Origin of the sequence: Anaerococcus degeneri (assembly GCF_017874475.1) — a bacterium.
In the GTDB taxonomy this organism is placed as follows: Bacteria; Bacillota; Clostridia; order Tissierellales; family Peptoniphilaceae; genus Anaerococcus; species Anaerococcus degeneri.
Genome location: NZ_JAGGLO010000004.1, coordinates 61,744 through 86,307, shown reverse-complemented (window position 1 = coordinate 86,307; position 24,564 = coordinate 61,744). Strand labels below are relative to the sequence as shown.

35 protein-coding genes are annotated in these 24,564 nt (G+C 36.0%); 34 read left to right on the top strand and 1 reads right to left on the bottom strand.

All coding sequences use genetic code 11. The features are described 5' to 3' along the window. Nucleotides 1–107 precede the first annotated feature (107 nt). The 11 genes from J2Z38_RS05560 (at nt 108) to J2Z38_RS05510 (ending at nt 11,604) form a co-directional block, all read left to right on the top strand. On the top strand, nt 108–1,169 hold the full coding sequence (locus J2Z38_RS05560; RefSeq protein WP_209773525.1) for a LacI family DNA-binding transcriptional regulator: 1,062 nt from the start codon (nt 108–110) through the stop codon (nt 1,167–1,169). After that, nucleotides 1,169–2,617, top strand: coding sequence for a tagaturonate reductase (locus J2Z38_RS05555; protein WP_209773522.1), 1,449 nt, complete (start codon nt 1,169–1,171; stop codon nt 2,615–2,617). Before J2Z38_RS05560 ends, J2Z38_RS05555 begins: the two co-directional genes overlap by 1 nt. Then, nucleotides 2,614–4,095, top strand: a complete 1,482-nt coding sequence (locus tag J2Z38_RS05550) for a UxaA family hydrolase (RefSeq protein ID WP_209773519.1) — start codon at nt 2,614–2,616, stop codon at nt 4,093–4,095. The genes J2Z38_RS05555 and J2Z38_RS05550 overlap by 4 nt, the downstream gene beginning before the upstream one ends. A gap of 8 nt (nt 4,096–4,103) precedes the next feature. After that, the gene (gene uxaC / locus J2Z38_RS05545) at nt 4,104–5,501 is read left to right on the top strand and encodes a glucuronate isomerase (RefSeq protein ID WP_209773516.1); all 1,398 of its coding nucleotides are present in this window, start codon (nt 4,104–4,106) and stop codon (nt 5,499–5,501) included. Between the two features lie 20 nt (nt 5,502–5,521). Continuing rightward, nucleotides 5,522–6,214, top strand: a complete 693-nt coding sequence (locus J2Z38_RS05540) for a cyclase family protein (RefSeq protein WP_209773512.1) — start codon at nt 5,522–5,524, stop codon at nt 6,212–6,214. 8 nt (nt 6,215–6,222) lie between these two features. Further along, complete coding sequence (locus J2Z38_RS05535) at nt 6,223–7,155, top strand: ketopantoate reductase family protein (RefSeq protein WP_209773511.1); 933 nt, start codon at nt 6,223–6,225, stop codon at nt 7,153–7,155. Beyond that, the gene (locus tag J2Z38_RS05530) at nt 7,152–7,628 is read left to right on the top strand and encodes a YhcH/YjgK/YiaL family protein (RefSeq protein ID WP_209773508.1); all 477 of its coding nucleotides are present in this window, start codon (nt 7,152–7,154) and stop codon (nt 7,626–7,628) included. The genes J2Z38_RS05535 and J2Z38_RS05530 overlap by 4 nt, the downstream gene beginning before the upstream one ends. A gap of 2 nt (nt 7,629–7,630) precedes the next feature. Then, a complete protein-coding gene (gene dctP / locus J2Z38_RS05525; RefSeq protein ID WP_209773504.1) occupies nt 7,631–8,638 on the top strand; it encodes a TRAP transporter substrate-binding protein in 1,008 nt (335 codons plus the stop codon). Beyond that, nucleotides 8,631–9,128, top strand: coding sequence for a TRAP transporter small permease (locus J2Z38_RS05520; protein WP_209773494.1), 498 nt, complete (start codon nt 8,631–8,633; stop codon nt 9,126–9,128). The genes dctP and J2Z38_RS05520 overlap by 8 nt, the downstream gene beginning before the upstream one ends. Nucleotides 9,129–9,140: 12 nt before the next feature. After that, nucleotides 9,141–10,445: a TRAP transporter large permease gene (locus J2Z38_RS05515; protein WP_225304628.1), complete on the top strand. Its 1,305-nt coding sequence runs from the start codon at nt 9,141–9,143 to the stop codon at nt 10,443–10,445. A gap of 223 nt (nt 10,446–10,668) precedes the next feature. Next, nucleotides 10,669–11,604 (top strand): 2-keto-3-deoxygluconate permease, encoded by a 936-nt coding sequence (locus J2Z38_RS05510; protein WP_209773492.1) that lies wholly within the window; start codon nt 10,669–10,671, stop codon nt 11,602–11,604. A gap of 134 nt (nt 11,605–11,738) precedes the next feature. Here J2Z38_RS05510 and J2Z38_RS05505 read toward each other — a convergent pair whose 3' ends face one another. Next, nucleotides 11,739–12,989 carry an FAD-dependent oxidoreductase gene (locus J2Z38_RS05505; protein ID WP_209773491.1) on the bottom strand — a complete coding sequence of 417 codons (1,251 nt, stop codon included), beginning with the start codon at nt 12,987–12,989 and terminating at the stop codon, nt 11,739–11,741. A gap of 392 nt (nt 12,990–13,381) precedes the next feature. Here J2Z38_RS05505 and rpsJ point away from each other — a divergent pair, with 392 nt between their 5' ends. The 23 genes from rpsJ to J2Z38_RS05390 all read left to right on the top strand — a co-directional run bounded on the left by rpsJ (nt 13,382) and on the right by J2Z38_RS05390 (nt 24,441). Next, nucleotides 13,382–13,693, top strand: coding sequence for a 30S ribosomal protein S10 (rpsJ, locus tag J2Z38_RS05500; RefSeq protein WP_209773489.1), 312 nt, complete (start codon nt 13,382–13,384; stop codon nt 13,691–13,693). Nucleotides 13,694–13,772: 79 nt separating this feature from the next. Then, a complete protein-coding gene (gene rplC, locus J2Z38_RS05495; protein WP_209773485.1) occupies nt 13,773–14,408 on the top strand; it encodes a 50S ribosomal protein L3 in 636 nt (211 codons plus the stop codon). Nucleotides 14,409–14,418: 10 nt separating this feature from the next. After that, entirely contained in the window at nt 14,419–15,042 is a 624-nt protein-coding gene (rplD, locus tag J2Z38_RS05490; protein WP_209773483.1) for a 50S ribosomal protein L4, read from the top strand. Then, nucleotides 15,042–15,335 carry a 50S ribosomal protein L23 gene (rplW, locus tag J2Z38_RS05485; RefSeq protein WP_209773481.1) on the top strand — a complete coding sequence of 98 codons (294 nt, stop codon included), beginning with the start codon at nt 15,042–15,044 and terminating at the stop codon, nt 15,333–15,335. The genes rplD and rplW overlap by 1 nt, the downstream gene beginning before the upstream one ends. 11 nt (nt 15,336–15,346) lie before the next feature. Next, nucleotides 15,347–16,180 (top strand): 50S ribosomal protein L2, encoded by an 834-nt coding sequence (rplB, locus tag J2Z38_RS05480; RefSeq protein ID WP_209773479.1) that lies wholly within the window; start codon nt 15,347–15,349, stop codon nt 16,178–16,180. A 9-nt stretch (nt 16,181–16,189) separates the two neighbouring features. After that, the gene (gene rpsS / locus J2Z38_RS05475; protein WP_209773477.1) at nt 16,190–16,477 is read left to right on the top strand and encodes a 30S ribosomal protein S19; all 288 of its coding nucleotides are present in this window, start codon (nt 16,190–16,192) and stop codon (nt 16,475–16,477) included. Nucleotides 16,478–16,486: 9 nt separating this feature from the next. Continuing rightward, nucleotides 16,487–16,828 carry a 50S ribosomal protein L22 gene (gene rplV, locus J2Z38_RS05470; RefSeq protein WP_209773474.1) on the top strand — a complete coding sequence of 114 codons (342 nt, stop codon included), beginning with the start codon at nt 16,487–16,489 and terminating at the stop codon, nt 16,826–16,828. 7 nt (nt 16,829–16,835) lie between these two features. Then, on the top strand, nt 16,836–17,570 hold the full coding sequence (gene rpsC / locus J2Z38_RS05465; protein WP_209773461.1) for a 30S ribosomal protein S3: 735 nt from the start codon (nt 16,836–16,838) through the stop codon (nt 17,568–17,570). A gap of 27 nt (nt 17,571–17,597) precedes the next feature. Further along, entirely contained in the window at nt 17,598–18,026 is a 429-nt protein-coding gene (gene rplP, locus J2Z38_RS05460; RefSeq protein WP_209773459.1) for a 50S ribosomal protein L16, read from the top strand. A gap of 2 nt (nt 18,027–18,028) precedes the next feature. After that, entirely contained in the window at nt 18,029–18,235 is a 207-nt protein-coding gene (gene rpmC, locus J2Z38_RS05455; protein WP_004826892.1) for a 50S ribosomal protein L29, read from the top strand. A gap of 5 nt (nt 18,236–18,240) precedes the next feature. Continuing rightward, nucleotides 18,241–18,501 (top strand): 30S ribosomal protein S17, encoded by a 261-nt coding sequence (gene rpsQ / locus J2Z38_RS05450; RefSeq protein ID WP_223418043.1) that lies wholly within the window; start codon nt 18,241–18,243, stop codon nt 18,499–18,501. 17 nt (nt 18,502–18,518) lie between these two features. Next, nucleotides 18,519–18,887 carry a 50S ribosomal protein L14 gene (gene rplN, locus J2Z38_RS05445; RefSeq protein ID WP_209773450.1) on the top strand — a complete coding sequence of 123 codons (369 nt, stop codon included), beginning with the start codon at nt 18,519–18,521 and terminating at the stop codon, nt 18,885–18,887. A gap of 9 nt (nt 18,888–18,896) precedes the next feature. After that, the gene (rplX, locus tag J2Z38_RS05440; RefSeq protein WP_209773448.1) at nt 18,897–19,205 is read left to right on the top strand and encodes a 50S ribosomal protein L24; all 309 of its coding nucleotides are present in this window, start codon (nt 18,897–18,899) and stop codon (nt 19,203–19,205) included. Nucleotides 19,206–19,220: 15 nt separating this feature from the next. After that, on the top strand, nt 19,221–19,763 hold the full coding sequence (gene rplE, locus J2Z38_RS05435) for a 50S ribosomal protein L5 (RefSeq protein ID WP_209773446.1): 543 nt from the start codon (nt 19,221–19,223) through the stop codon (nt 19,761–19,763). A gap of 11 nt (nt 19,764–19,774) precedes the next feature. Beyond that, a complete protein-coding gene (locus tag J2Z38_RS05430; RefSeq protein ID WP_004826887.1) occupies nt 19,775–19,960 on the top strand; it encodes a type Z 30S ribosomal protein S14 in 186 nt (61 codons plus the stop codon). 19 nt (nt 19,961–19,979) lie between these two features. Then, nucleotides 19,980–20,375: a 30S ribosomal protein S8 gene (gene rpsH / locus J2Z38_RS05425; RefSeq protein WP_209773442.1), complete on the top strand. Its 396-nt coding sequence runs from the start codon at nt 19,980–19,982 to the stop codon at nt 20,373–20,375. Nucleotides 20,376–20,385: 10 nt separating this feature from the next. Next, entirely contained in the window at nt 20,386–20,925 is a 540-nt protein-coding gene (gene rplF / locus J2Z38_RS05420) for a 50S ribosomal protein L6 (protein WP_209773439.1), read from the top strand. A gap of 9 nt (nt 20,926–20,934) precedes the next feature. Continuing rightward, nucleotides 20,935–21,294 carry a 50S ribosomal protein L18 gene (rplR, locus tag J2Z38_RS05415; protein ID WP_209773436.1) on the top strand — a complete coding sequence of 120 codons (360 nt, stop codon included), beginning with the start codon at nt 20,935–20,937 and terminating at the stop codon, nt 21,292–21,294. Nucleotides 21,295–21,306: 12 nt separating this feature from the next. Beyond that, a complete protein-coding gene (rpsE, locus tag J2Z38_RS05410; RefSeq protein WP_209773434.1) occupies nt 21,307–21,816 on the top strand; it encodes a 30S ribosomal protein S5 in 510 nt (169 codons plus the stop codon). A 10-nt stretch (nt 21,817–21,826) separates the two neighbouring features. After that, entirely contained in the window at nt 21,827–22,009 is a 183-nt protein-coding gene (gene rpmD / locus J2Z38_RS05405) for a 50S ribosomal protein L30 (protein WP_209773426.1), read from the top strand. Between the two features lie 8 nt (nt 22,010–22,017). Then, on the top strand, nt 22,018–22,497 hold the full coding sequence (gene rplO / locus J2Z38_RS05400) for a 50S ribosomal protein L15 (protein ID WP_209773423.1): 480 nt from the start codon (nt 22,018–22,020) through the stop codon (nt 22,495–22,497). Between the two features lie 15 nt (nt 22,498–22,512). Beyond that, nucleotides 22,513–23,787 (top strand): preprotein translocase subunit SecY, encoded by a 1,275-nt coding sequence (secY, locus tag J2Z38_RS05395; RefSeq protein ID WP_209773420.1) that lies wholly within the window; start codon nt 22,513–22,515, stop codon nt 23,785–23,787. Nucleotides 23,788–23,790: 3 nt separating this feature from the next. Then, nucleotides 23,791–24,441: an adenylate kinase gene (locus J2Z38_RS05390; RefSeq protein WP_209773417.1), complete on the top strand. Its 651-nt coding sequence runs from the start codon at nt 23,791–23,793 to the stop codon at nt 24,439–24,441. Nucleotides 24,442–24,564: the final 123 nt, after the last annotated feature.

The following is a 24,564-nucleotide window of genomic DNA, read 5'->3' as shown; positions in this document are numbered from 1 at the left end:
TTTGACAATCGTTTTTATATGTGATATATTGTTATCAAACATATAGGAAGCGCTTTCTTAAATGAAATTCCAACTAACCAATAACAATTAACAAAAAATCTCCTAAAATGTTTTTATTTTTACACAAATTGGAAGCGCTTCCAATTTTAGGAAAATTCACTTATGGGGGCGATTATATCAAGACAGACAATTTAAATATTTATGATATAGCCAAAGAAGCCAATGTCTCAATCTCAACTGTTTCTAGAGTTATGAATAATTCGGGCAGTGTTAGTCAAAAGACTAGAGATAAGGTTGAAGCTATTATTAAAAAAGCAGATTATAGTCCAAATAATATTGCCAGATCCCTGGCGTCTAATAAATCTTCTTTGATTGGCCTCTTGGTTCCTGATATAAGAAATTATTTCCATTCCCAGGCTTGCTATGAGATAGATAACTTATTAAAGGACCATGGATATAGGACCTTGTTATCAAACACAACTAAGAACCTTGACGAAAAAATTAAAATTTTGAAGATTCAAAAACACCAAATGGTTGAAGGGATTATAACAATCGGTTCTGATTACAATGAGAAAGAATTTATTGATGAGGCTGTGGAGTTAAATAAAACCATACCTATAGTTCAACTTAACAACTATAATGAAAATCTTGTGAGCGTTTATTGTGACGAAAAAGATGGTATGGACCAAGCTTTGGCCTATTTAAGGTCAAATAATTACCAAAAACCTGCCTTCGTTTACATAACAAGAAGCAAAAACAATAGGGCTTTCAACGAAAAAAAGAAGGGTTATGAACAAGCTTTAAATAAATATTATGAAAATAAGGATTATATCGAAATTTTCTTAGATGATTATTCTTATGAAGACTTACTTAAAAAAATTAAGGCTGAAGGGATTGATGCAATCCAATGTGAAAACGATAATATAGCAATTAAACTTTTTAAGTTTTTCACAGATAAGGGCTTGGATGTGCCTGGTGATATTGGAATTATCGGTTTTGATAACCAGCTAACAACTGATTATACACAAAAAAGAATAAGTTCGATCGACCATAAGATTTACGACCACTCCAAGGTTGCTGTAGACCTCCTATTGGAGTTGATAAATGATAAAGAAGTTAAAAGAGATAATGTTATAAAACCAGAACTGGTAGTAAAGGAGACAACATAATGGAAAACATTTCGGAGATTGTGAAAAAAGAAAAGAGAAAAGAGACTATTTTACAGTTCGGGGAGGGTAACTTCCTTAGGGCCTTTGTTGACTGGATGATTGATCTTTCAAATGAAAGGGATAACAAACCAGGCGATGTAGTTATTGTCCAACCTATTGCAAATGGTATTGTAGATTTGCTTAACGAACAAAACGGCATCTACACTCTCTCAATGAGAGGCAATAGTGAGACTGGCAAGAAGATTGAAAATAGGGTGATTAAGTCGGTTTCAAGGGGTATTAACCCATATGCTGATTTTAAGGCTTACAAAGAATTTGTGGAAAGCGAAGACCTCAAGTATGTAATTTCAAACACTACAGAGGCTGGTATTTCCTATCATGAAGAAGACTTCAAAGAAGACCAAGTTCAAGATTCTTTCCCAGCCAAAGTTGCCCAACTTTTATACTTTAGATACAAAAAATATGATGGTGACTTAGATAAGGGGCTGGTATTTTTCCCAGTCGAGCTAATTGACAATAATGGCTACTATTTAGAAAAATATGTAAACCAACACATAGATCACTGGGGGCTTGGGGATGACTTCAAAGAATGGTTTAAAAAAGCCAATCACATTACATCTACACTTGTAGATAGGATTGTAACTGGTAGACCTTCTCCAGAAGAGGCCCAAGAATTTTTCAAGGAAAATGGCTACGAAGATAAACTCCTAGTATTTTCAGAACTCTTTAACCTTTGGGTTATAGAAGGTGATAAGGAAAGAGCTAAGGACTTTGGATTCGAAAACCTTCCTTGCAATGTGATTTGGACTGACAATGTAGCCCCATACAAGAAGAGAAAGGTAAGAATCCTAAACGGTGGTCATACTTCAACAGTGCCAGCAGCTGTTATCCACGGCCACGACATTGTAAGGGACTTTATGGAAGATGAAGTATTTGCAAACTACCTAAATGATTTGATTGACCAAGAGGTAATTCCAAATATCGACCTTCCAAAAGAAGACTTGGTTAAATTTAAAAATGAAGTTTTCCTAAGGTTCAACAATCCTTACGTAGACCACAAACTTTTATCCATAACCCTAAATTCAATCTCAAAATTCAACGCTAGGTGTCTACCAAGCATAGTTGATTTCTACAATGAGAGCGGAAAAGTTGCAAAACACTTTGCCTTTTCTCTAGCATCATTAATTAGGTTTTATGAAATAGAAGAAACAAGTGAAGGCTATTTTGGCAAAGACGAAAATGGCAAGGCTTATCCAGTAAAAGATGACCAAGACTTGCTAGAATTTTTCGCAGCCAAAGCTAAGGATGAAAACTATATAGACCAGGTATTAGATTCTGATATTTGGGAATACGACCTAAATAAACTTGGTGATTTCAAAGAAACGGTTAAAAAAAATTACGGAGAAATCAAGGCTAAGTCCATAAGGGAGGTAATGAAGGAAATATGAAAGCATATTTGAAGATTAATCCCAACGACAATGTGGCCATAGCTGTAAAAGACCTAGAAAAAGGCTTAAACATCGAGGAATTTGACCTAAGCCTTACAGAAGATATAAAAAGAGGTCACAAATTCGCCATAAAAGATATAAAAAAAGGCGAAGATATAGTAAAATACGGCATGCCAATAGGCCATTCCCTAGGAGATATAAAAAAAGGATCCTGGGTCCATGTTCACAACCTAAAGACCAACCTTTCTGACATAATTTCTTATGATTATGACAAAAAAGAAGTTAGTCTAAAGGATGACTTAGTCGATGAAAGTCTTAAATTCCAAGGTTATTTAAGGGAAGATGGCAGGGCAGGAATCAGAAACGAAATTTGGATAGTGCCAGGAGTTGGCTGTATTAACCAAACTTGCAACAATCTTGTAAAAATGGCCAGCAAAAAATATCCAGATGTGACTTTCCAAGCCATAACCCACACCCATGGATGTTCACAATTAGGCGATGACCTAGAAATGACCAGGGATATCCTAGCAGGATTAATCAAAAATCCAAATGCAGCTGGAGTCTTAGTTGTATCCCTAGGTTGTGAAAACAATGTAATTAGCGAATTTAAAGAATATATAAATCCATATAACGAAAGAAGAGTAAAATTCTTCACTGTTCAAGAAGTGGAAGACGAATACCAAACGGGCCTAGGACTAATTGATGACCTAGTTGCTTATAGAAATACGTTCAAAAAGGAAGCGCTTCCAATTTCTAAATTAACAGTTGGATTTAAGTGTGGAGGTTCAGACGGATTTTCAGGAATTACTGCAAATCCATTGTGCGGATATACTTCAGACAAACTGGTGAAAAACGGAGCCACAACAATGTTAACCGAAGTTCCAGAAATGTTTGGGGCAGAAAAACTCCTTATGAACCGCGCTAAAGATGAAGAAACCTTTGAAGATATTGTTAATATGATAAATAATTTCAAAGAATACTTCAAAAGCCACGGACAAAATATATACGAAAACCCATCACCAGGCAATAAAGATGGTGGAATCTCAACCCTAGAAGATAAATCTTTAGGGTGTATACAGAAAGGAGGCAGTTCAGAAGTAGAAAAGGTCCTAGGCCTAGGAGAACAAAGTCATGTGAAAGGATTAAACCTCCTAAACGGACCGGGAAACGACCAAGTATCATGCACCAACCTTGCAGCAAGTGGTTGTACTCTGATAGTATTCACAACAGGTAGAGGTAATCCGTTTGGTTCCATTGTACCAACAGTGAAAATGTCAACAAACACAGAATTAGCTAAGAAAAAAACAAATTGGATAGACTTTGACGCAGGCAGAGTCATAAGCGAAGGCCTAAGCTTTGAAGAATTAAGAGATGAATTTATAGCCTACTTACTTGAAGTAGCAAGCGGCAAAGAAACCAACAACGAAAAATACGACTTTAGAGAAATTTCAATCTTTAAAGACGGAGTAACCTTATAGGAGGAAATATGGCATTAATCAACGACGATTTTATTTTACAAAGCGAATATGCAAAGACACTCTTTCATAAATATGCCAAAGATATGCCAATCTTTGACTTTCATTGCCATCTGGAAGCAAAGGAAATTTATGAAAACAAAAACTTTGATTCAATAACACAAGTTTGGCTCGGAGGAGACCACTATAAATGGCGTGTAATGCGTGCTTGTGGGATTTCTGAAGAATATATAACAGGGAATAAAACTGACAAAGAAAAGTTTGATAAATGGGCATATGTAGTACCAAGATTATTGGGAAACCCCCTATATCATTGGACAGCCCTAGAACTTAAAAACTTCTTTGGCATAGAAGAAGAACTAAATCCACAAACAGCAGATGAAATCTACAAAAAAACCAACGAACTTCTTCAAAAGGATGAATTTAAGCCAAGAGCCCTAATAGAAAGATCAAATGTAAAGGCCATATGCACAACAAATGATCCAGCAGATGACCTAAAATATCATAAACTATTAAAAGAAGAAGACTTCGATGTGAAAGTAAAACCAGCATTCAGACCAGACAAGGCCTTAAACATTGAAAAAGCAGACTTCAAAGATTACATAAAAAATCTTGAAGAAGCATCAGGAATTGAAATCAAAGACTTTAAAGATATAAGGGCAGCCATTGAAAAAAGGATTGACTTCTTTGGAGAAAATGAATGTTCGGCAAGTGATCATGCCTTAAAATATTTCCCATACATCAAAAAAGATGAAAAAGAAATAGATGAGATAGTAGCAAAGGCACTAAGGGGAGAAAAAATCGAAATATTAGAAGAAGAAGCTTATAAAACAGCCCTTCTAATCTTCCTAGCCAAAGAATATAAAAAACGTGATTGGGTAATGGAAATTCACGTAGCAGCAATTAGAGATAACTCAAAAGCCTTGTTTGATAGACTAGGCCCAGACGTAGGAAATGACGCTGTAAATGACGAACTAAGAGCAGAAAACCTAGCCAACCTAATGAGTGACTTTGAAGAAGGCGATGGACTTCCAAAAATCCTCTTATTCTCACTAAACGAAAATGATTACTATCCACTAGCTACAATTGGTGGATCATTTAACAGAGAAAACGAAACAGGCATATCAAATATTCAAATAGGAACAGCTTGGTGGTTTGCAGACCACTTAGACGGCATGGAAAAACAAATGACCATGTTTGCCCAAACAGGAGTATTCGCAAACTTTGTAGGAATGCTAACAGACTCAAGAAGCTTCCTATCTTACCCAAGACACGAATACTTTAGAAGAATCCTATGCAACTTCATAGGAGAAAAAGTAGCCAAAGGCCAATACCCATGGAAAGAGGAATATCTGGGTCAAATGGTAAAAGATATTTCATTTAATAATGCGACTAAATATATAAAATAAAAATAAAAGGAGAAATAATTATGAAACCAGTATACGAATTAGGAAATTTAAGAGTAGTTGATTTAACAAAGGAATTAGACCCAGCAACAGAAACTAGAAGATTATCTCTAGACAGATTTAATACAGGCGGTCCAATTCCTGATTACCACACACATATGGATATTACTTCACACTTAGGAACACACGTTGAATGTCCTTACCACCATGATGATGATTGGAAGGATGTTTCTGAACTTCCACTAACAACATTTCTAGGAAGAGCAATCTACATTGATTTTGAAGAAACTGTAAAACCATACACACACATTACAAGAGAAGACCTAGACAGAGCAACTGAAGGTTTGCTCCAAGAAGGTGACATAGTCATTCTAGATTCATCATATAAGCTCCCACCATTTACCAAGAAAACAAACACTGAAGAAGACAAAAGATTATTAATTGGCAAAGAAAGTGCTGAATGGTTCAGAGACAAAAAAGTTAAATGCGTAGGTTTTGGAGATGGCGTTTCAATTGAAAATTCTAACGAAGACGTTAGACCATTCCATGATATCCTAATGGCTGAAGATATTGTATTCTTGGAAGTCCTTAAAAACCTAGAACACTTAAACTCAAAGGTATTCTTTATGTCATACACACCAATGCCAATCAAAGGATTGGATTCATGCTCAATTAGAGCCTATGCCATCGAAGGTTTAGCAGAATTTTCTAAGTAGGAAAATTAATGAGAATAGCAGTACTAGGTGCCGGCGCAATGGGATCAATTTACGCCGGCCACCTATCAAAAAACAATCAGGTAATTTTAATAGATACCAATAAAGAACTCGTTGAGAAAATAAATAAAGATGGTGTTTTCTTGGAAGAAAAAGGTGAAAAAAACAATTATAAGCCTCAAGCTTATTATGATACGAAAAATCTTGAGCCAGTTGATTTAATGATTGTTTTTGTAAAATCTATCTTCTCAGAAGTGGCCATAGAGCAAAACAAACATTTAATAAGCGATAAAACCCTATTAATGTCACTCCAAAATGGTGCAGGCCATGGTGAAATTTTAAATAAATTTGTAAGTGATGACAGGGTCGTATTGGGAACAACAGAAGATAATGGGGCTGTACTGGACCTAGGATTTATCAGACATGGTGGAGAAGGTAAGACAAATCTAGGCGCTTATGCTAAAGAAAATTCCATTGATTTTGAAGAATTAAAGTCTTGTTTTGAAGGTGCTGATTTTAAGATAAACATAGAGGAAAATATTCAACAGCTAATTTGGAATAAAATTATTACAAACGCTTCCTTAAGTGTGTTGACTGGAATACTCCAAGTTTCAATAGGTCATATTGCAAGAAATGAATATACCTGGAAACTTTGCCAAAAATTGATAGGAGAAATACTTGAAGTTGGAAGAGCTCAGGGTTTAAGCTTTGACACTGAAAGTGAAGTAGCAAAAGTCAAAGAAGTAAGTATCAATAACCCAGATGGCTACACATCAATATATGCAGATATTAAAAATGCTAGGAGAACAGAGGTTGATACAATAAGCGGAGCCATAGTTAAAGCGGGAGAAAAATTTGGAGTGAAGACTCCATACTCAGAAATGGCAGTAGACTTAATCCATGCCTTGGAATTAAAAAACATAAGTGAAAAGGAGAAAAAATGATTTTTACAAGTATATACAGCGACTATAAAAGCCAAGGACTTCACCCTGTACTAATAAAAGTAATAGATTTCTTAAAAGAAACAGATTTTTCAGATATAGGACCAGGTGAATATGAATTGGAAGGTAGAGATATATTCTATCAAGTGCATGAAATAAAAACGGAAGAACTTGAAAAAAGATCTCCAGAAAGTCACAAGGAATATATCGATTGCCAATTTGTCGTAAAAGGTGAAGAAAAAATCGGAATAACAAGACTTAAGGATTCATATTCTGTAAAAGAATACTTCGAAAATAGAGACTTAATCTTCTATAAAAGTGTAGAAGATGAAGGATATGTTCACGCTGTCGAAGGTTGTGTAAGTGTATTCTTCCCAGAAGATGTTCATAAACCACAAATAGCATTTAAAGAACCTGCAGACGAAAAAAAGGTTGTAGTAAAAATTAGGACAAGTTTATTAAGTAATCAGGAGTAAAAATGAAAAAGAGACTTTCACTGTTAATGGCTATTCTATCAATATTTTTCCTAGCAGGATGCGGAGCATCTAATGCGGAGAATAAAGATGTTCAAATTATAAGAGTAGCATTTAACCAAAACACAGAACACCCTCAATATCTAGCTATGAAAAAATTGGGCGAGGATTTTGAGAGAGAAACAAATGGCAGATACAAAATGAAAATATATCCTAACGGAGTATTGGGATCACAAACAGAGGTTCTAGAATTTATTAGGACTGGAGCCCTTCAAATGGCAATAGTTCCAACATCTTCTCCAGAAGGTTATAGTAAAGACTTCGCCATCGTAGGTGCACCATACCTATACGATGACATAGACCACATGAGTAGAGCTGTGCAAGCTGGAGTATATGATAAATTATTTAAATCAGCAAATAAATTCGGTTTTGAACCCATAACAATTTATACAGCAGGAGAGAGAAATGTCTACTCTAAAAAACCTATTGACAATATAGAAGATCTTAAAGGAATGATTATAAGGGTAAATGATTCACCTACATATATAAAAATGACAGAGTTAATGGGTGGCTCAGGTGCTGTAATGGCTCAATCAGAAGTATATACTGCCCTTCAACAAGGCGTAATAGATGCTGCAGAAAACTCTGAATTGGTATTCAGGGACTTTAAACACTATGAGGTTTCACCTTATTATGCATACACAAAGCACATAGTTCACCCAGACGTTGCAGTTGCATCAACAGAGTTCCTAGATAGTTTATCAGAAGAAGACAGAGAATTGTTATATAAACTAGTTAAAGAGTCTGCGAAATATGAGTTTGATACATTTAAGGAAAAGGTTGCCGAAGCAAAGAAAGAAATTGAAGAAAAAGGAACAAAATTCTGCTATCCTGATTCTGAAAAACTCAGAGAAATGGTATCACCACTTACAGAAAGTATAGCAAATCAATCAGAGCTAACTAGGGAAGTTTATGATGCTATTAATGAACTTAGGGAGGAAAAAAATGACTAATCTTAAAAAAGCTTTAGATAAAATATTAGGGTGGCTTTGTATAATAATTTTCAGCTTAATGGTTGTTTTCACTACCTATCAGGTAATAGTTAGATACGTATTTTCTAGCCCTTCGGCTGTAAGTGAAACTTTGACAAGATACCTATTTGTTTGGTTGATTTTATATTCAGCTGCCTATGTATTTGGCCAAAAAGATCACATCAATATAGGATACCTAAAAGAAAAGATGTCAGAGCCTGTAAAACAAAAAGTAAATATTATTATAGAATTAGTTACAATTGCATTTTCAATATTGGTTTTAATATATGGAGGTATAAAGGTAACTAATCTAAATATGCTCCAATTTGATTCTATATTAGGAATACCTACTGGAATAATATATTCTTGTATACCAATAGCTGGAGTTTTGATAATTTTTTATAGTATTTACAATATCAATTTGTATGCTAAAGGCGAAGAAATTGTTGAAGATTCAGCAATCATTGATTAGAAAGGAAAAATAATGGGTCAAATAACACAGATAGCATTAACAATGCTAGGATTAATAGTTTTATTTTTAGCAATAGGAGTTCCGATAGCTGTTTCTATAGGATTTTCTTCTGCTATATCTATGCTAATTATTACGCCAGCAGATATTGCTTTTGCCACAAGTGCACAAAGAGTATTTGCAGGTTCGAACTCATTCTCCCTCATAGCGATACCTTTTTTCGTTCTAGCGGGAAATATAATGAATAATGGTGGTATTGCAATTAGGCTAGTAAATGCTGCTAAGGTTTTAGCAGGGAAAAGACCAGGAGCACTTGCCATCACAAACATAATAGCAAATATGTTTTTCGGTGCAATTTCTGGTTCTGCAGCAGCTGCGGCAGCTGCTATAGGTGGCACAATGGGACCTATCCAAAAAGAAGAAGGATATGATCCAAATTATTCTGTGGCAGCTAACGTAGCATCAGCTCCAACAGGGACTCTAATCCCTCCATCAAATACAATGATCGTATTTTCGACTGTTGCAGGTAGTGTTTCGATAGCTGCGTTATTTTTAGCAGGTTACATACCTGGCTTGATTTGGGGATTAGGATGTATTATCTTGGCTAGTAGAGAAGCTAAAAAAAGAGGTTATGTTAATGAAGTAGCCCTTACAGGTAAAGAAAAACTTAAAGTATTATGGCAAGCAGTTCCTTCTTTACTACTAATAGTTATTATTGTTGGTGGTATTATGAAAGGTGTATTTACCGCAACAGAAGCTTCAGCAATATCAGTAGTTTACTCATTAATCCTATCATTCTTATATAAGTCAATAAAGCTTTCAGACTTACCAAGAATAATTCTTCAATCAGCAGTTACAACAGGAATCATTACATTTATGATTGGTGTATCATCAATTATGAGTTGGGCGATGGCCTTTACAGAAATTCCTGATATGATAGCTAAAGCTGTATTAAGATTAACAAATAATAAATATTTAATTCTACTATTAATAAATATAATTCTACTTATAGTAGGAACATTTATGGACGCTACACCTGCAATATTAATATTTACGCCAATACTTTTACCAATAGTAACTTCTCTTGGAGTAAATCCAGTACACTTTGGTATAATTATCTGTATGAACTTAGCTGTGGGTATAATAACTCCCCCAGTAGGAACAGTATTATTCACAGGTTGTAAGGTGGGAGGAGTAACAATAGAAAGCGTAATTAAAGATATGATACCATATTTTGTGGTAATTATTATTTCACTTCTTTTAGTTACATTTATTCCTGAAATATCACTATTCTTACCAAATTTAGCAGGGTTATTATAAGGTAAGATAGTAAAAAACTATTCATTAAGCTAAGATTTTGATAAAGACGATAACAATTAACATAACTTATTATCTTATTATGCCAGGGCTGTAAAATGACAGCCCTGGTATTTCTATTGAATCTATTTGAATATACGTAGAAATAAATCTGTGTTTGAAATTAATTAATTTATTATTGACATTGAATCTACTTCGGTATAATAACCCTATCACGGAGGATTTTATGATTTCTAGATTTTTTAAGAGGGTGCCGGCGGGGGTTATTGTGGTGCCTATGTTTTTGGCTTCTATTTTGAATACTTTTGTGCCTGACCTTTTACAGGTTGGGCCTATGACTGCTGCACTTACTAGCAAGGAAGGTCTTAATGCTTTGATTGATGTGACCTTGGTTGCGGTTGGTAGCCAGCTTACTTTTAAGAGGCTTGAGCTTGCCCTTAAGAGGGGCCTTGTTTTATTTTTGTCTAAGTGGCTTACTGCCATTGTTTTGGGATTTTTATTTTTTAATTTTTTTGGTAGAGATGGATTTTTTGGGATTTCTGCTCTTGCTTTTATTGCAGCGATTTCTAACCATAACAATGCACTTTTTATTGGTCTTATTTCTGATTATGGGGATGAGTATGATGTGGCGAGCGCTGCTATTACAGCTATTATTTCTGTGCCGATATTTACTTTTTTGACCTTGTCGATGCTTGGGATTGCGGATATTACTCCGACTTCCATTTTAGATCTTAGTTTACCCCTACTTGCGGGGATTGTTCTTGGCAATATCGATAAGAATTTTTGTGAATTCCTGGCTGGGACTCAAAAATATATTATGCCTTTTTTGGGATTTGCTATTGGGGCTGGTATTAATATAATGGCTATCTTTAAGGGTGGTTTGCCAGGCCTTGTTTTATCCCTCCTTACAGTAGGAGCTGGCTTTGTTATTTCCTTGCCTGCAGATATTTTTATTAATAAGAGACCAGGCTGGGCTGCGATTTCGACCTATACAGCAGCGGGTAATTCTGTAATTGTGCCTGCTCTTGTGGCTAATCTTGATCCATCTTGGGAGCCTTATGCACAACTAGCTGCAGCTCAATTGGGGACGGTTGTGATTTTGACTTCACTTTTAATACCTCTTGCGGCTAGTCTTTGGATGAAATATTTTTATAAAAATTAATCTTTCTTGACTTAGACTTTTAAAATGTTTGATTTTTTAATTGTAAAGAATTCTCACTTGTTAAAATACAATTATAACAAAAATATACCCTCCTTGCTAAAAGCAAAGAGGGTTTTATAATTTATATTAGATTTTTATTTATTTTTATCGTTTTTGCCTGCAAAGTCATTTGCGACACTTTCATCTGCAAAGGCACTTGCGTTTTCACCTGCTATATAACCCATATAGCCTGCAACGCCAATAGCTTGTCTACCTGGGTAGAAGTCGCCAAAGAATTGACCTGATGAGATTACACCTGATGCGTAAAGGCCAGGGATTGCATGGCCATCTTTGTCTACAACTTCAGCTCTTGGAGAAGTTTTGATTCCGCCGTAAACACCACGGGTTGCATCATACATCAAGGCTGCATAGTAAGGACCTTCAGCCTTAAATTCTTTGAGGAATTTAGGGTCTTTGCCGAAGTCTGTATCTTCGCCAGCCCTAGCTAGTTCGTTGTACCTATCTACTTCTTTCTTGACTACTTCTGGGTCAAGTTCCATTAATTTTGCTAATTCTTCAATAGTATCTGCCTTGTAAACTCTAATAATCTTATCATTATTAGCGGTTTTCTCAAGGTATTCTTCCAAGTGTGGAAGGTTTGGAGCAATTTCCTTATCCCTGATTGCCCAAGCAGAATTTTGTCCGTCTTCTCTTACGAATTCAAATTTTTGTGGGTGGGAACCGCCGTCTTCCTTAAATACTCTTTTGCCTTCCATGTTTAATAGAATGGCCTCAAATGGATAACTATTTGTAGGATCGCCTACCATTGGGTAGTCGTGTGGGTTGGCGTTAAAGACGCCTGACATTGATTCTTGGAATGGGTTCATTACACCGCCTGCTTCTAAGGCAAGTTTGTGGCCGTCACCGGTATTGCCTATAGCAGATGCAGAATATTCACCAGCACCCCTCTTGTTGTATTCCTTGTCCATTTCAGGGTTTCTTGCGTAATCGCCTGTTGCAAGGACTACTGCGCCAGCGTTAAAGGTTTTCTTTCCGGTCTTGGAATCAGAAATCACTCCTTTGATAACTCCGTCATCATTTATTAATTCTGTAGCTGGGGTGTTTAGGTAAATATCAACTCCCAAATCATTTAGTTTTTTAACAAAGGTTGCGATTAGGTTTGGTGCACCTTTGGCATTTGCTTTTTTAGATGGGATGGTGATTGCTTCTGCGTTTTTCTTAGATTTTTCATTTGGATTGATTTTTACAGTAATAGACCCATCTTTTTCGCTTGGTTCAGTCCTGTAATCAACGCCGATTTCATCATAAACTTGCATCAATTTTGGTGAAACATCGATAAGGGCATCTGGCATTCCCAGGTGGATTGGGTTTAGATCTTGGCCCAAGACCTGTTTAGCAAGCCTTTTTTCATTGTTTCCTTGTCAGCTTCAGTTGGGGCGGCAAGCATATTAACCCTATATATAAAGAGGGGAATAAAAAAATAAAAATATTTGTATATAAACTTGAAAAGTAAAACCTAGCTGGTATATTTACTAGCAGAGTTTTTTACTAGGATTATAATTTCTTATTAAAAAATAAAAAGAAATGTAAAATCTAGAAAAAAACTTGCGAAATACGCTTAATTGTCGTATTATATATAAGTGCTTTGAAGTTAGATGTTGCTTATGTATAGGCCAATGCATAAGGAAACTCTGACAGAGCGAGCTTAGGAATAATCCTAAGCGATTTCCAAAAATTATCAAACGCCCGGACGGGCGTAAAAGAAAGAGAGAGGAAAATGGCTAATCAACAAAAGATAAGAATCAGACTTAGAGCTTACGATCACGAAGTTATCGATAGCTCAGCAGAGAAAATCGTAGAAGCGGTAAAAAGAAGCGGAGCAGATGTAAGTGGACCAATTCCATTACCAACAGAAATCGAAAGAATTACAATTCTTAGAGCGGTTCACAAGTACAAAGATTCCAGAGAACAGTTTGAACAAAGAACTCACAAAAGACTTATTGACATCATCGGACCTAATGCTAAGACATTAGATGCGCTAAAGAAGTTGAATCTTCCAGCTGGTGTTGATATAGAGATTAAATTATAACTGTAATTAGGATGATTGACGGTTAAAGGTTAATAAGGATTAACTAGATTGATCAATCCGCTGTAATTAAGGAGGACTCATGAAGAGTATATTTACAACAAAAGTAGGCATGACTCAAGTCATCGACGAAGACGGAGTTATTACTCCTGTTACTGTTCTAAAAGCTGACGAGAACGTAGTTGTTCAAGTTAAAACAAATGAAGTAGACGGATACAATGCTATCCAAGTAGGAACAGTTGACAAGAAAGAAAAGAATGTTAAAAAGCCAATCAGAGGTCACTTTGATAAGGCAGGTGCTTCATACAAGAGATACCTAAGAGAAATCAACCTTGGTGAAGAAGAAACCGAATTAAAAGCTGGTGATAAAATCACAGTTGACATCTTTGAAGAAGGACAACTAGTAGATATAGTTGCTATTTCAAAGGGTAAGGGAACTCAAGGTGCTATCAAAAGATGGAACTACGGAAGAGGTCCTGCAAGCCACGGTTCGAAATCTCACAGAGTAGCAGGTGCTAGAGCAGCAGGTTCTGACCCATCTAGAGTATTCAAGGGTAGAAAAGGTTCAGGAAAAATGGGACACGAACGTGTAACTATCCAAAATGTTAAGCTAGTAAAAGTTAACGCTGAAGATAGCTACATCTTAGTAAAAGGCGGAGTACCAGGACCTAAAGGTGGACTTGTTGAAGTTAAACAAGCTATTAAAAGCCTAGACTAAGGAGGATAAAATGCCTAAAGTAAATATTTTAAATATTAAGGGAGAAAATGTTGGCGAACTTGAACTAAACGAAACAATCTTCGCTACAAAGGTAAGCGAACACGCAGTTTACGAAGTGATCAAAAACCAACTAGCAAATAAAAGACAAGGTACACAATCAGCTAAGACTCGTGCTGAAGTACGTGGTGGTGGAAGAAAGCCATTCAGACAAAAAGGAACAGGACGTGCTCGTCAAGGTTCTATAAGAGCTCCACACTACACAGGTGGTGGTGTTGTATTTGCACCAAAGCCAAGAGACTACAGCTACAGACTAGCAAAGAAATTAAGAAGAAAAGCACTTTACTCAGTACTTACATCTAAACTTAATGATAATGAATTAATAGTAGTAGACAGCTTACAACTAGAAAACGCTAAGACTAAAGAAGCTAAAGCAGCACTTACAGCCTTAAATGCTGACAGAAAAGCATATGTAGTAACAGCTGAAAAAGACGAATTAGTATATAGATCATTTAGAAACATTGAAGGTGTAGAAGTAGCTGAAGCTAGATTAATAAATGTTTATGATTTAGTAAGACACGACAAGTTAGTAATAACAAAAGACGCTATTGCTAAACTTCAGGAGGTATTTATCTAATGAAAGCACCTTATCAAATAATCAAAAGACCAATAATCACAGAAAAAAGCATGGAAATGCTTGATGAACACAAATATACTTTTGAAGTAGACAAAAACGCTAATAAACCAGAAATCAAAGCAGCAGTAGAAGCAATCTTTGATGGCGTAAAAGTTAAATCAGTAAATACCATGAACTATAAAGGTAAAAAAGTTAGAACTAGATATGGTTATGGAAAAAGAGCTGACTGGAAAAAAGCTATCGTTGAACTAACAGAAGATAGCCAAGCTATTGAATACTTCGACGGACTATAAGGAGGACTTAGATGGCTATTAGAAAATTAAAACCAACATCAAACGGACATAGAAATATGTCAGTAAGTACCTTTGAAGAAGTTACTACAGCAAAGCCATACAAGGCACTAACTACAGACCTTAAAAGCAAGGCTGGTAGAAACAATACAGGTAGAACAACAGTAAGATTCCGTGGCGGCGGAGTAAAGAGAAGATACAGAATTATCGACTTCAAGAGAGATAAAGATAATATTCCAGCAAGAGTACAAACAATCGAATACGATCCAAACAGAAGTGCATATATCGCACTAGTAGCATATGCTGATGGTGAAAAAAGATATATCCTAGCTCCAAAAGGATTAAAAGTAGGCGATGTAATCGAATCTGGCGAACACGCAGATATCAAACCAGGTAACGCTCTTGAATTAAAAGACATTCCAGTAGGTACAACAGTACACGCAATAGAACTTAGAGCAGGCCGTGGAGCAATTCTTGTAAGAAGTGCCGGAGTTGGCGCACAACTTATGGCTAAAGAAGGCGGATTTGCAACACTAAGACTACCAAGCGGTGAAATGAGAATGGTACACTTAAACTGCAAAGCTACTATTGGTACAGTAGGAAATTCTGAACACGAACTTATAAGAGTAGGTAAAGCAGGTAAATCTAGATATAAAGGCAAGAGACCTCACGTAAGAGGATCAGTAATGAACCCAGTAGACCATCCACACGGTGGTGGTGAAGGTAGAGCACCAATTGGTAGACCAGCTCCAATGACACCATGGGGCAAAAAAGCTATCGGTGTTAAGACTAGAAATAAGAAAAAACAATCTTCTGCATACATCGTAAGAAGAAGAAACGAAAAATAGGGGGATATAATGGCTAGATCACTTAAAAAGGGACCATTTGTCGATGATCATTTAATGAAGAAAATAGACCAATTAAATGAAAAAAATGAAAAGAAAGTAATTAGAACATGGTCAAGACGTTCTACAATATTCCCTGAATTTGTAGAACACACAATAGCAGTTCATGACGGAAGAAAACACGTTCCAATCTATATCACAGAAGATATGGTAGGTCATAAACTTGGCGAATTTGTGCCAACAAGAACATTCAGAGGCCACGCTAAAAAGGCAACTGAAATGAAAAGCAAAATGCGTTAGGAGAGATAAATGAAAGTACAAGCAATAGCTAAATATCAAAGAATATCTCCTCTAAAAGTTAACTATATAGCAAGAGAAATCAGAGGCAAACAAGTAGACGAAGCACTAAACATCTTAAGATTTACTAACAAGAAAGGTGCAAGACTACTTGAAGAAGTACTAAAAAGTGCCATTGCCAACGCTGAAAACAACAACGGACTTGATAGAGAAAATCTATACGTAGAAAAAGCATACGCAAATGATGCTCCAACTATGAAAAGATACAGACCTAAAGCTAAGGGTGCTGCATACCCAATATTAAAAAGATCAAGTCATATCGGCGTAGTGTTAGCGGATATAGAGGAAAGGTAGGATTAATATGGGACAAAAAGTAAACCCTAAAGGATATAGAGTAGGCGTAATCAAAGATTGGGACTCCAAATGGTTCGCTGATAAAAAAGACTTTTCTGACCTTCTAGTAGAAGACGTAAAGATAAGAGAATTTATCAAAAAACAAGCATTCGAAGCAGGAATTGCAGACATTGAAATTGAAAGAGCAGTAAACAACCTAAAGATTACAATCTTCACAGGAAAACCAGGAATGGTAATCGGTAGAGGTGGTGCTGGAGTAGAAGAACTAAAAGCTAAGATTGAAAAAATCGCTCCAGGCAAAAGAATCATCATCAACGTTGAAGAAATCAAATACCAAGATTTATCTGCTCAATTAGTTGCTGAAAGCGTAGCTACACAACTAGAAAACAGAATCGCATTTAGACGTGCCATGAAACAAGCGATGCAAAGAACAATGAGAGCTGGAGCCAAGGGTATTAAAACAATGGTTTCAGGAAGACTTGGTGGCGCAGACATGGCAAGAAGTGAAGGATACTCAGAAGGTACAATTCCACTTCAAACACTAAGAGCAAATATTGACTACGGTTTTGCAGAAGCAGACACAGAATACGGTAAAATCGGATGCAAAGTTTGGATCTACAAAGGTGAAGTTCTTCCAGGAGAAAAAGCTGAAAGAGAACCAAAACTAGCTGCTCCACAAAATAACAGAAGAAAGAAAAGAAATAATAGACGTCCAAACAGAAATAATCAGGGACAAAATTAGTCTTAAAGAATCAGGAGAGTATTATTTATGTTAATGCCTAAAAGAGTAAAATATCGTAGACAACATAGAGGCAGAATGAAGGGTAATGCTAATAGAGGTAACCAACTTGCTTATGGTGAGTTTGGCTTACAAGCTCTAGAAGCTTGCTGGATGACAGCAAACCAAATCGAGGCTGCTCGTCGTGCGATGACAAGATATATAAAAAGAGGCGGAAATATTTGGATAAAAGTATTTCCAGACAAACCAGTATCTAAAAAGCCTGCAGAGGTAAGAATGGGTTCTGGTAAAGGTGCACCAGAGTACTGGGTAGCCGTTGTAAAACCAGGTAGAGTATTATTTGAGATGAGTGGTGTTAGTGAAGAGGTAGCAAGAGAAGCAATGAGACTTGCTGCACAAAAACTTCCAATCAAGACAAAATTCATCCAAAGACTTGAAGTAACAGGTTCGGAGGAATAAGGATGAAAATAGCAGAAATTAGAAATTTATCTGACAAAGATTTAGATAAACAACTATTTGATTTACAAAATGAGCTTTTTAATCTTCGTTTTAGGCTTGCCACAGGTCAGTTAGAAAACCCAGCAGCTATAGGAACTGTTAAGAAAGATATAGCTAGAGTTAAGACTATCCAAACAGAAAGAAAGATTGAAGCGGGCAAGGAGGCTTAATCTCAATGGAAAGAAATAGAAGAAACGTGCGCCAAGGCGTGGTAGTATCTGACGCAATGGATAAGACTATAACAGTTCTTGTTGAAGATATCATTAGCCACCCAGTGTACAAAAAGAAAATAGTTAGAAGTAAAAAATACAAAGCTCATGATGAGAAAAATGAAGCTAAAGTTGGCGATAAAGTAGTAATAATGGAAACAAGAGCCCTATCTAAAACAAAAAGATGGAGACTAGTACGCATTAGCCAAGCGGCAGAAATTGTTTAATTGATAAGGAGATTATTATGATACAACAAGAAACTCGAATGAGAGTAGCAGATAACTCCGGCGCAAGAGAACTTTTAGTAATCAAAGTTCTTGGAGGAACTAGAAGAAGATATGCCAATATTGGTGATGTAGTTGTTTGTTCAGTAAAAAGTGCAACACCCGGCGGAGCGGTAAAAAAAGGTCAAGTAGTAAAGGCTGTTATTGTTAGAACAAAAAGAGGCCTAAAAAGAGTTGATGGTTCAGTTATAAGATTTGACGATAACGCAGCAGTAATCATCAAAGATGACCAAACACCAGTAGGAACAAGAATCTTTGGTCCAGTAACAAGAGAACTAAGATCTGAAGGTTTCATGAGAATTATCTCACTAGCACCGGAAGTATTATAGGGGGATAAAATGCATATAAAAAAAGGCGATAAAGTCCAAATAATATCAGGTGAATATAAAGGACATGTAGGAGAAGTTTTACAAGCTTTCCCAAAGACAAATAGAGTTATAGTTGAAGGTGCCAACGTGCAAATAAAACACCAAAAAGCAACAACAATGGGCGGTGAGTCAGGAAGACTTGAACAAAACGGTCCAATTGATGCATCAAATGTACTTCTATACTCAGAAGAACTTAAAAAAGGTGTTCGTACAGAAATTGTTTACGAAGATGGCAAAAAGATTCGTAAATCAAAAAAGACTGACGAAAAATTCGACTAGGTAATAGGAGATATTATGACACAGAGACTTAAAGAAAAATATCAAAACGAAGTTGTTGAAAAACTTATCGAACAGTTCGGTTATAAAAATGTAATGCAAGTTCCAAAACTTGATAAAATTGTTATAAACATCGGACTTGGAGAAGCAAAAGACAACCAAAACCTATTAAATACAGCTAAGAGAGAACTTAGCCTTATAACAGGTCAACAACCAATCGAAATCAAAGCTAAAAAATCAGTAGCAAACTTTAAATTAAGAGCTGGTCAAGCAATTGGTACAAAAGTTACCCTTAGAAGAGATAAGATGTATGACTTCCTAGATAAGTTAATCTCAATTTCACTTCCAAGAGTTAGAGACTTTAGAGGTATCAACGCAAATTCTTTTGATGGCCGTGGAAACTATTCACTAGGTATCAAAGAACAATTGATCTTCCCTGAAATCAAATACGATGATGTAGACTTCATTCACGGAATGGATATCACAATCGTAACTACTGCTGAAACTGATGAAGAAGCAAAAGCATTCTTAGAATTAATGGGAATGCCATTTAAGAAATAGAAGGAGCAAAAATGGCTAAAAAGTCACTTATAGCTAAACAACAAAGAAAACAAAGATTCTCTACAAGAGAATATACAAGATGTAAACTTTGTGGAAGACCACACGGCTACTTAAGAAAATATGGAATTTGCCGTATTTGCTTTAGAGAACTTGCAAATAATGGACAAATACCAGGAGTAAGAAAAGCAAGCTGGTAATTAAGGGGGAAAGATAATTATGATGACAGATCCAATAGCGGATATGCTAACAAGAATCAGAAATGGTAACAAAGCTAATCATAAAAAGATTACTGTTCCATCTTCTAATGAGAAAAAAGCTATTGCCCAAATACTGCTTGATGAAGGCTTTATAACAGGGTTTAACGTAGAAGAAGACAATAAACAAGGTATTCTTACAATAGATTTAAAATATACAGAAAATGGCGAAAAAGTAATCTCTGGCCTTAGAAGAATCTCTAAACCAGGCCTTAGAGTTTATGTAAAAGCCAATGAAGTTCCAAAGGTACTAGATGGTCTTGGAACAGCGATTATTTCAACATCAAAAGGACTTATGACTGACCGTGCTGCAAGACGCGAAAATGTAGGCGGCGAAGTTATTTGTTACGTATGGTAAGGAGTAATATATGTCAAGAATAGGTAAACAACCAATCGTAATACCTTCTGGAGTAGAAGTTACTATAGATGGTCTTAATGTAAAAGTTAAAGGAAAAAACGGAGAAGATAGCTTAACAATAAGCGATAGAGTTACACTTGAGAGAGTAGAAAACGAACTAATCCTTACAATTCCTGAAAACTATACAAAACAACAAAACATCGACCACGGTCTTTATAGATCTTTAATACACAATATGGTAGTAGGAGTATCAGAAGGTTATCAAAAAACACTTCAAATCGAAGGAACAGGATACAGAGCAGCTAAACAAGGTAAGAACTTAGTATTAAACCTAGGTTATTCTCACCAAATCACAATGCCAGATCCTGAAGGTATCGAAACTGAAGTACCAAATGATAGAACTATTATTGTTAAGGGATATAACAAACAACTTGTAGGTCAACATGCTGCAAATATCAGAGCTAAGAGAAAACCTGAACCATACAAGGGTAAGGGAATTAGATATACTGATGAGCATGTAAGACGTAAAGTTGGTAAGACAGGTAAGTAGGAGATATAAATGGCTAAAAAGAATAAAAACGATAGACTTATAACTCGTAAAAAAAGAGTTAGAGCAAAGATATCAGGAACTCCTCAAAGACCAAGACTTTCAGTATATAAATCAAACACAAATATCTATGCACAACTAATTGACGATGTTAACGGCGTAACACTTGCAAGTGCTAACAGCCTTCAAAAAGATGTAGCAGAAAGCGAACACGCTAACGTTGAAACAGCTAAAAAAGTTGGAGCAGCAATCGGAAAGAGTGCTCTTGAAGCTGGCATCGAAGAAGTTGTATTTGATAGAAATGGTTATTTATATCACGGAAAAGTCAAAGCACTAGCAGAAGCAGCAAGAGAAGCTGGTCTTAAGTTTTAGGAGGTTGGTAAAATGAAATATTTATTAAAAAGTGAAGTAGAAAAACTAAACCTCGAAGATAGAGTAGTTGCAATCAACAGAGTTGCTAAAACTGTAAAAGGTGGACGTAACATCAGATTTACAGCCCTAGTAGTTGTAGGAAACTCAAACGGTGTTGTAGGTGTTGGAACAGGTAAAGCTACAGAAGTACCAGAAGCAATCAGAAAAGCTACAGAAAATGCTAAAAAGCAAATGATAGAAGTTCCAGTAGTAGGAACAACAGTTCCACACAGAATCCAAGGAGCTGATGGTGCAGGAAAGGTATTATTAATGCCAGCAGTAGAAGGTACAGGAATCATCGCAGGTGGTCCAGTACGTGCTATCTGCGAACTTGCAGGATTTAAAGACATCAAAGCTAAAAACCTTGGAACAAGTAACCCAAGAAATATCATTAACGCATGTATCAATGCATTTTACAACATGAAGACTGTAGAAGAAGTTGCAAGACTTCGTGGTATATCGGTAGAAGAATTTGACTATTAAGGAGAGTACAATGGGAAGAATTGAAATCACACTTAAAAGATCTTTTATCGGTAAAAAAGATGGACAGATCGCAACAGCAAAAGCGCTTGGCCTAAGAAAAATCGGTCAATCAGTTGTTAAAGAAAATAATGACGCAACCAAGGGAATGGTTCACAAAATCAGACACATGGTTGAAGTTAAGAATATAGACTGAGGTGTAAAATGAAATTACATGATTTACAACCAAACGTTAAATTAAAAGATAAGAAACGTAAAGGAAGAGGAGCTGGTTCAGGACTAGGTAAAAGATCTGGTCGTGGACAAGACGGACAAAACTCAAGAAGTGGTGGAGGAGTTAGACCAGGTTTCGAAGGTGGTCAAATGCCTCTATTTAGACTCTTACCTAAAAGAGGTTTTAAGAACATCAACAGAAAGATTTACGAAACAATCAATGTTGAAAGCCTAAACGTCTTTGAAGATGGTACAGAAGTTACACCAGAATTATTATTTGAGACAAAACTATTAAAGAAAAACAAAGCTAAAGCTGGAGTTAAGATCCTAGGCGATGGCGAACTAGAAAAGAAACTAACAATAAAAGCTCATAAATTCACAAAATCTGCTGTAGAAAAAATCGAGCAAGCAGGTGGAAGTGTAGAAACTATAGAAGTGAAAAAGTGGGTAAAACCATCTAAAAAAGCTTAATAGAAAGAAGTAGCTATGTTAGATATAATTAAAAGAGCAGCAGGGGAAGAAGAAATCAGGAAGAAATTCCGATTTACCCTCTTGATGCTTGTAATATATAGGCTTGGAAACAACATTCCAATACCTTTTATCGATACAAAGGCCTTAGCAAACGCATATTCAAACATTGAAGGAACCCTAGTTGACTACCTAAATATGCTAACAGGTGGTGGACTATCAACCTTATCAATATTTGCCCTAGGAGTTCAACCTTACATTACAGCATCAATCGTAATGCAGTTGTTAACAGTAGTAATCCCTAGGTTAGAAGAATTAACCCGTGAGGGTGAACAGGGAAGAAAAACCATCCAAAAATACACCAGGTATATGACAATAGTACTTGCCATATTCCAGGCAGTAGCCATTACAAACGGCCTTTACGGTGCAGCCCTATCAAGTGCAACAGGCTTCCAAAAGATAGCCATGAATGTTACCCTAATAGGTGGAACAATGTTTGTAACATGGATGGGTGAAACTATGACAGAAAAGGGACTTGGTAACGGTACAAGTTTACTAATCTTCATGGGTATTATAGCATCCTTCCCAAGAACCATATCTAGATGGCAAGAAGGCCTTCACTACAATACTACAAGCGTTCTTGCTATAGCTATTATGTCACTTTTAGTTGTCCTAATAGTAATAGCAGTAGTAATGATATCTGAAGGTGAAAGAAAAATCCCAATCCAATACGCAAAAAGAGTAGTAGGACGTAAGATGTACGGCGGCCAATCAACCCATATTCCAGTAAAGGTAAACATGGGCGGAGTTATGCCAATCATCTTCGCATCAGCAGTACTTGCTATTCCTTCTACTGTATCCCTATTCTTCGGAAATGGTGGAGAAAGCGGATTAACTGCATTTTTCAACAAGTCAACATTTGGTTTTGCGGTATATCTATTAGTACAAACTGTACTTATCCTAATATTCGCATACTTTTATAACCAAATCCAATTCAACACTGTAGAATATGCAAAACAACTACAACAAAATGGTGGTTTCGTTCCAGGAATTAGACCTGGTAAACCAACCAGTGATTTCCTAGCAACTGTATCAACAAGAATAACCTTCATCGGTTCAATTTGCTTAGCCCTACTAACAATAGTACCAGCTATAGCAAGCAGACTCCTAGGATTACAAATATCATTTGGTGGATCATCAGTAATCATCGTTGTAGGTGTAATTATTGAAACTGTAAAACAAATCGAAGCTATGATGACTATGAAGCAATATAAAGGATTTTTAAACAGGTAAGAAATGAATATAATATTGTTAGGCCCACCAGGAGCTGGTAAGGGTACGCTATCAAGTAAAATAATAGACAGATTAAACGCAGTTCAGATAGCAACAGGTGACATATTCAGATACAATATCTCAAATAAAACTGAACTGGGAATGAAAGCAAAATCTTATATGGATAGAGGAGATCTTGTACCAGATGAATTAACAATTGATCTTGTATGGGATGCCTTTGACAAAGTGGAAGATAGGGATCAAAGAATAGTACTATTCGATGGATTCCCTAGAAACCTAGACCAAGCCAAGGCCCTAGATATGGGAATGGCAGAAAGAAATACTGAAATAAGCCAGGTAGTTTATTTTGATGTAGATGATGAAATCCTAATTGAAAGAATTACTGGCAGAAGGGTCTGCGAAGACTGTGGATCAACCTTCCACATAATGAACAATAAGCCTCAAAAAGAAGGTATTTGCGATAAATGTGGCGGAAAGCTCATCCAAAGAAATGATGATAATGAACAAACAGTTAAAAACCGTATTGCAGTATATAATGACTTCACCAGCCCACTCGTAGAATATTATGAAAAGGCAGGAAAGTTAATCAAAATAGATGGCGCTAAAACTCCAGAAGAAGTTTTTAACGAATTTAACGATAAATTAGGAAAGTAAACTAATTTATGCTAAGAAAAAATTAGATGTGATAGAATCTTACAAAGATTTCTAGATCGAAGTCGTTGATAAAACAAAAGCGTTCAATAGACATTTTAGAAAATTTATAAAGGAGGTTCTATC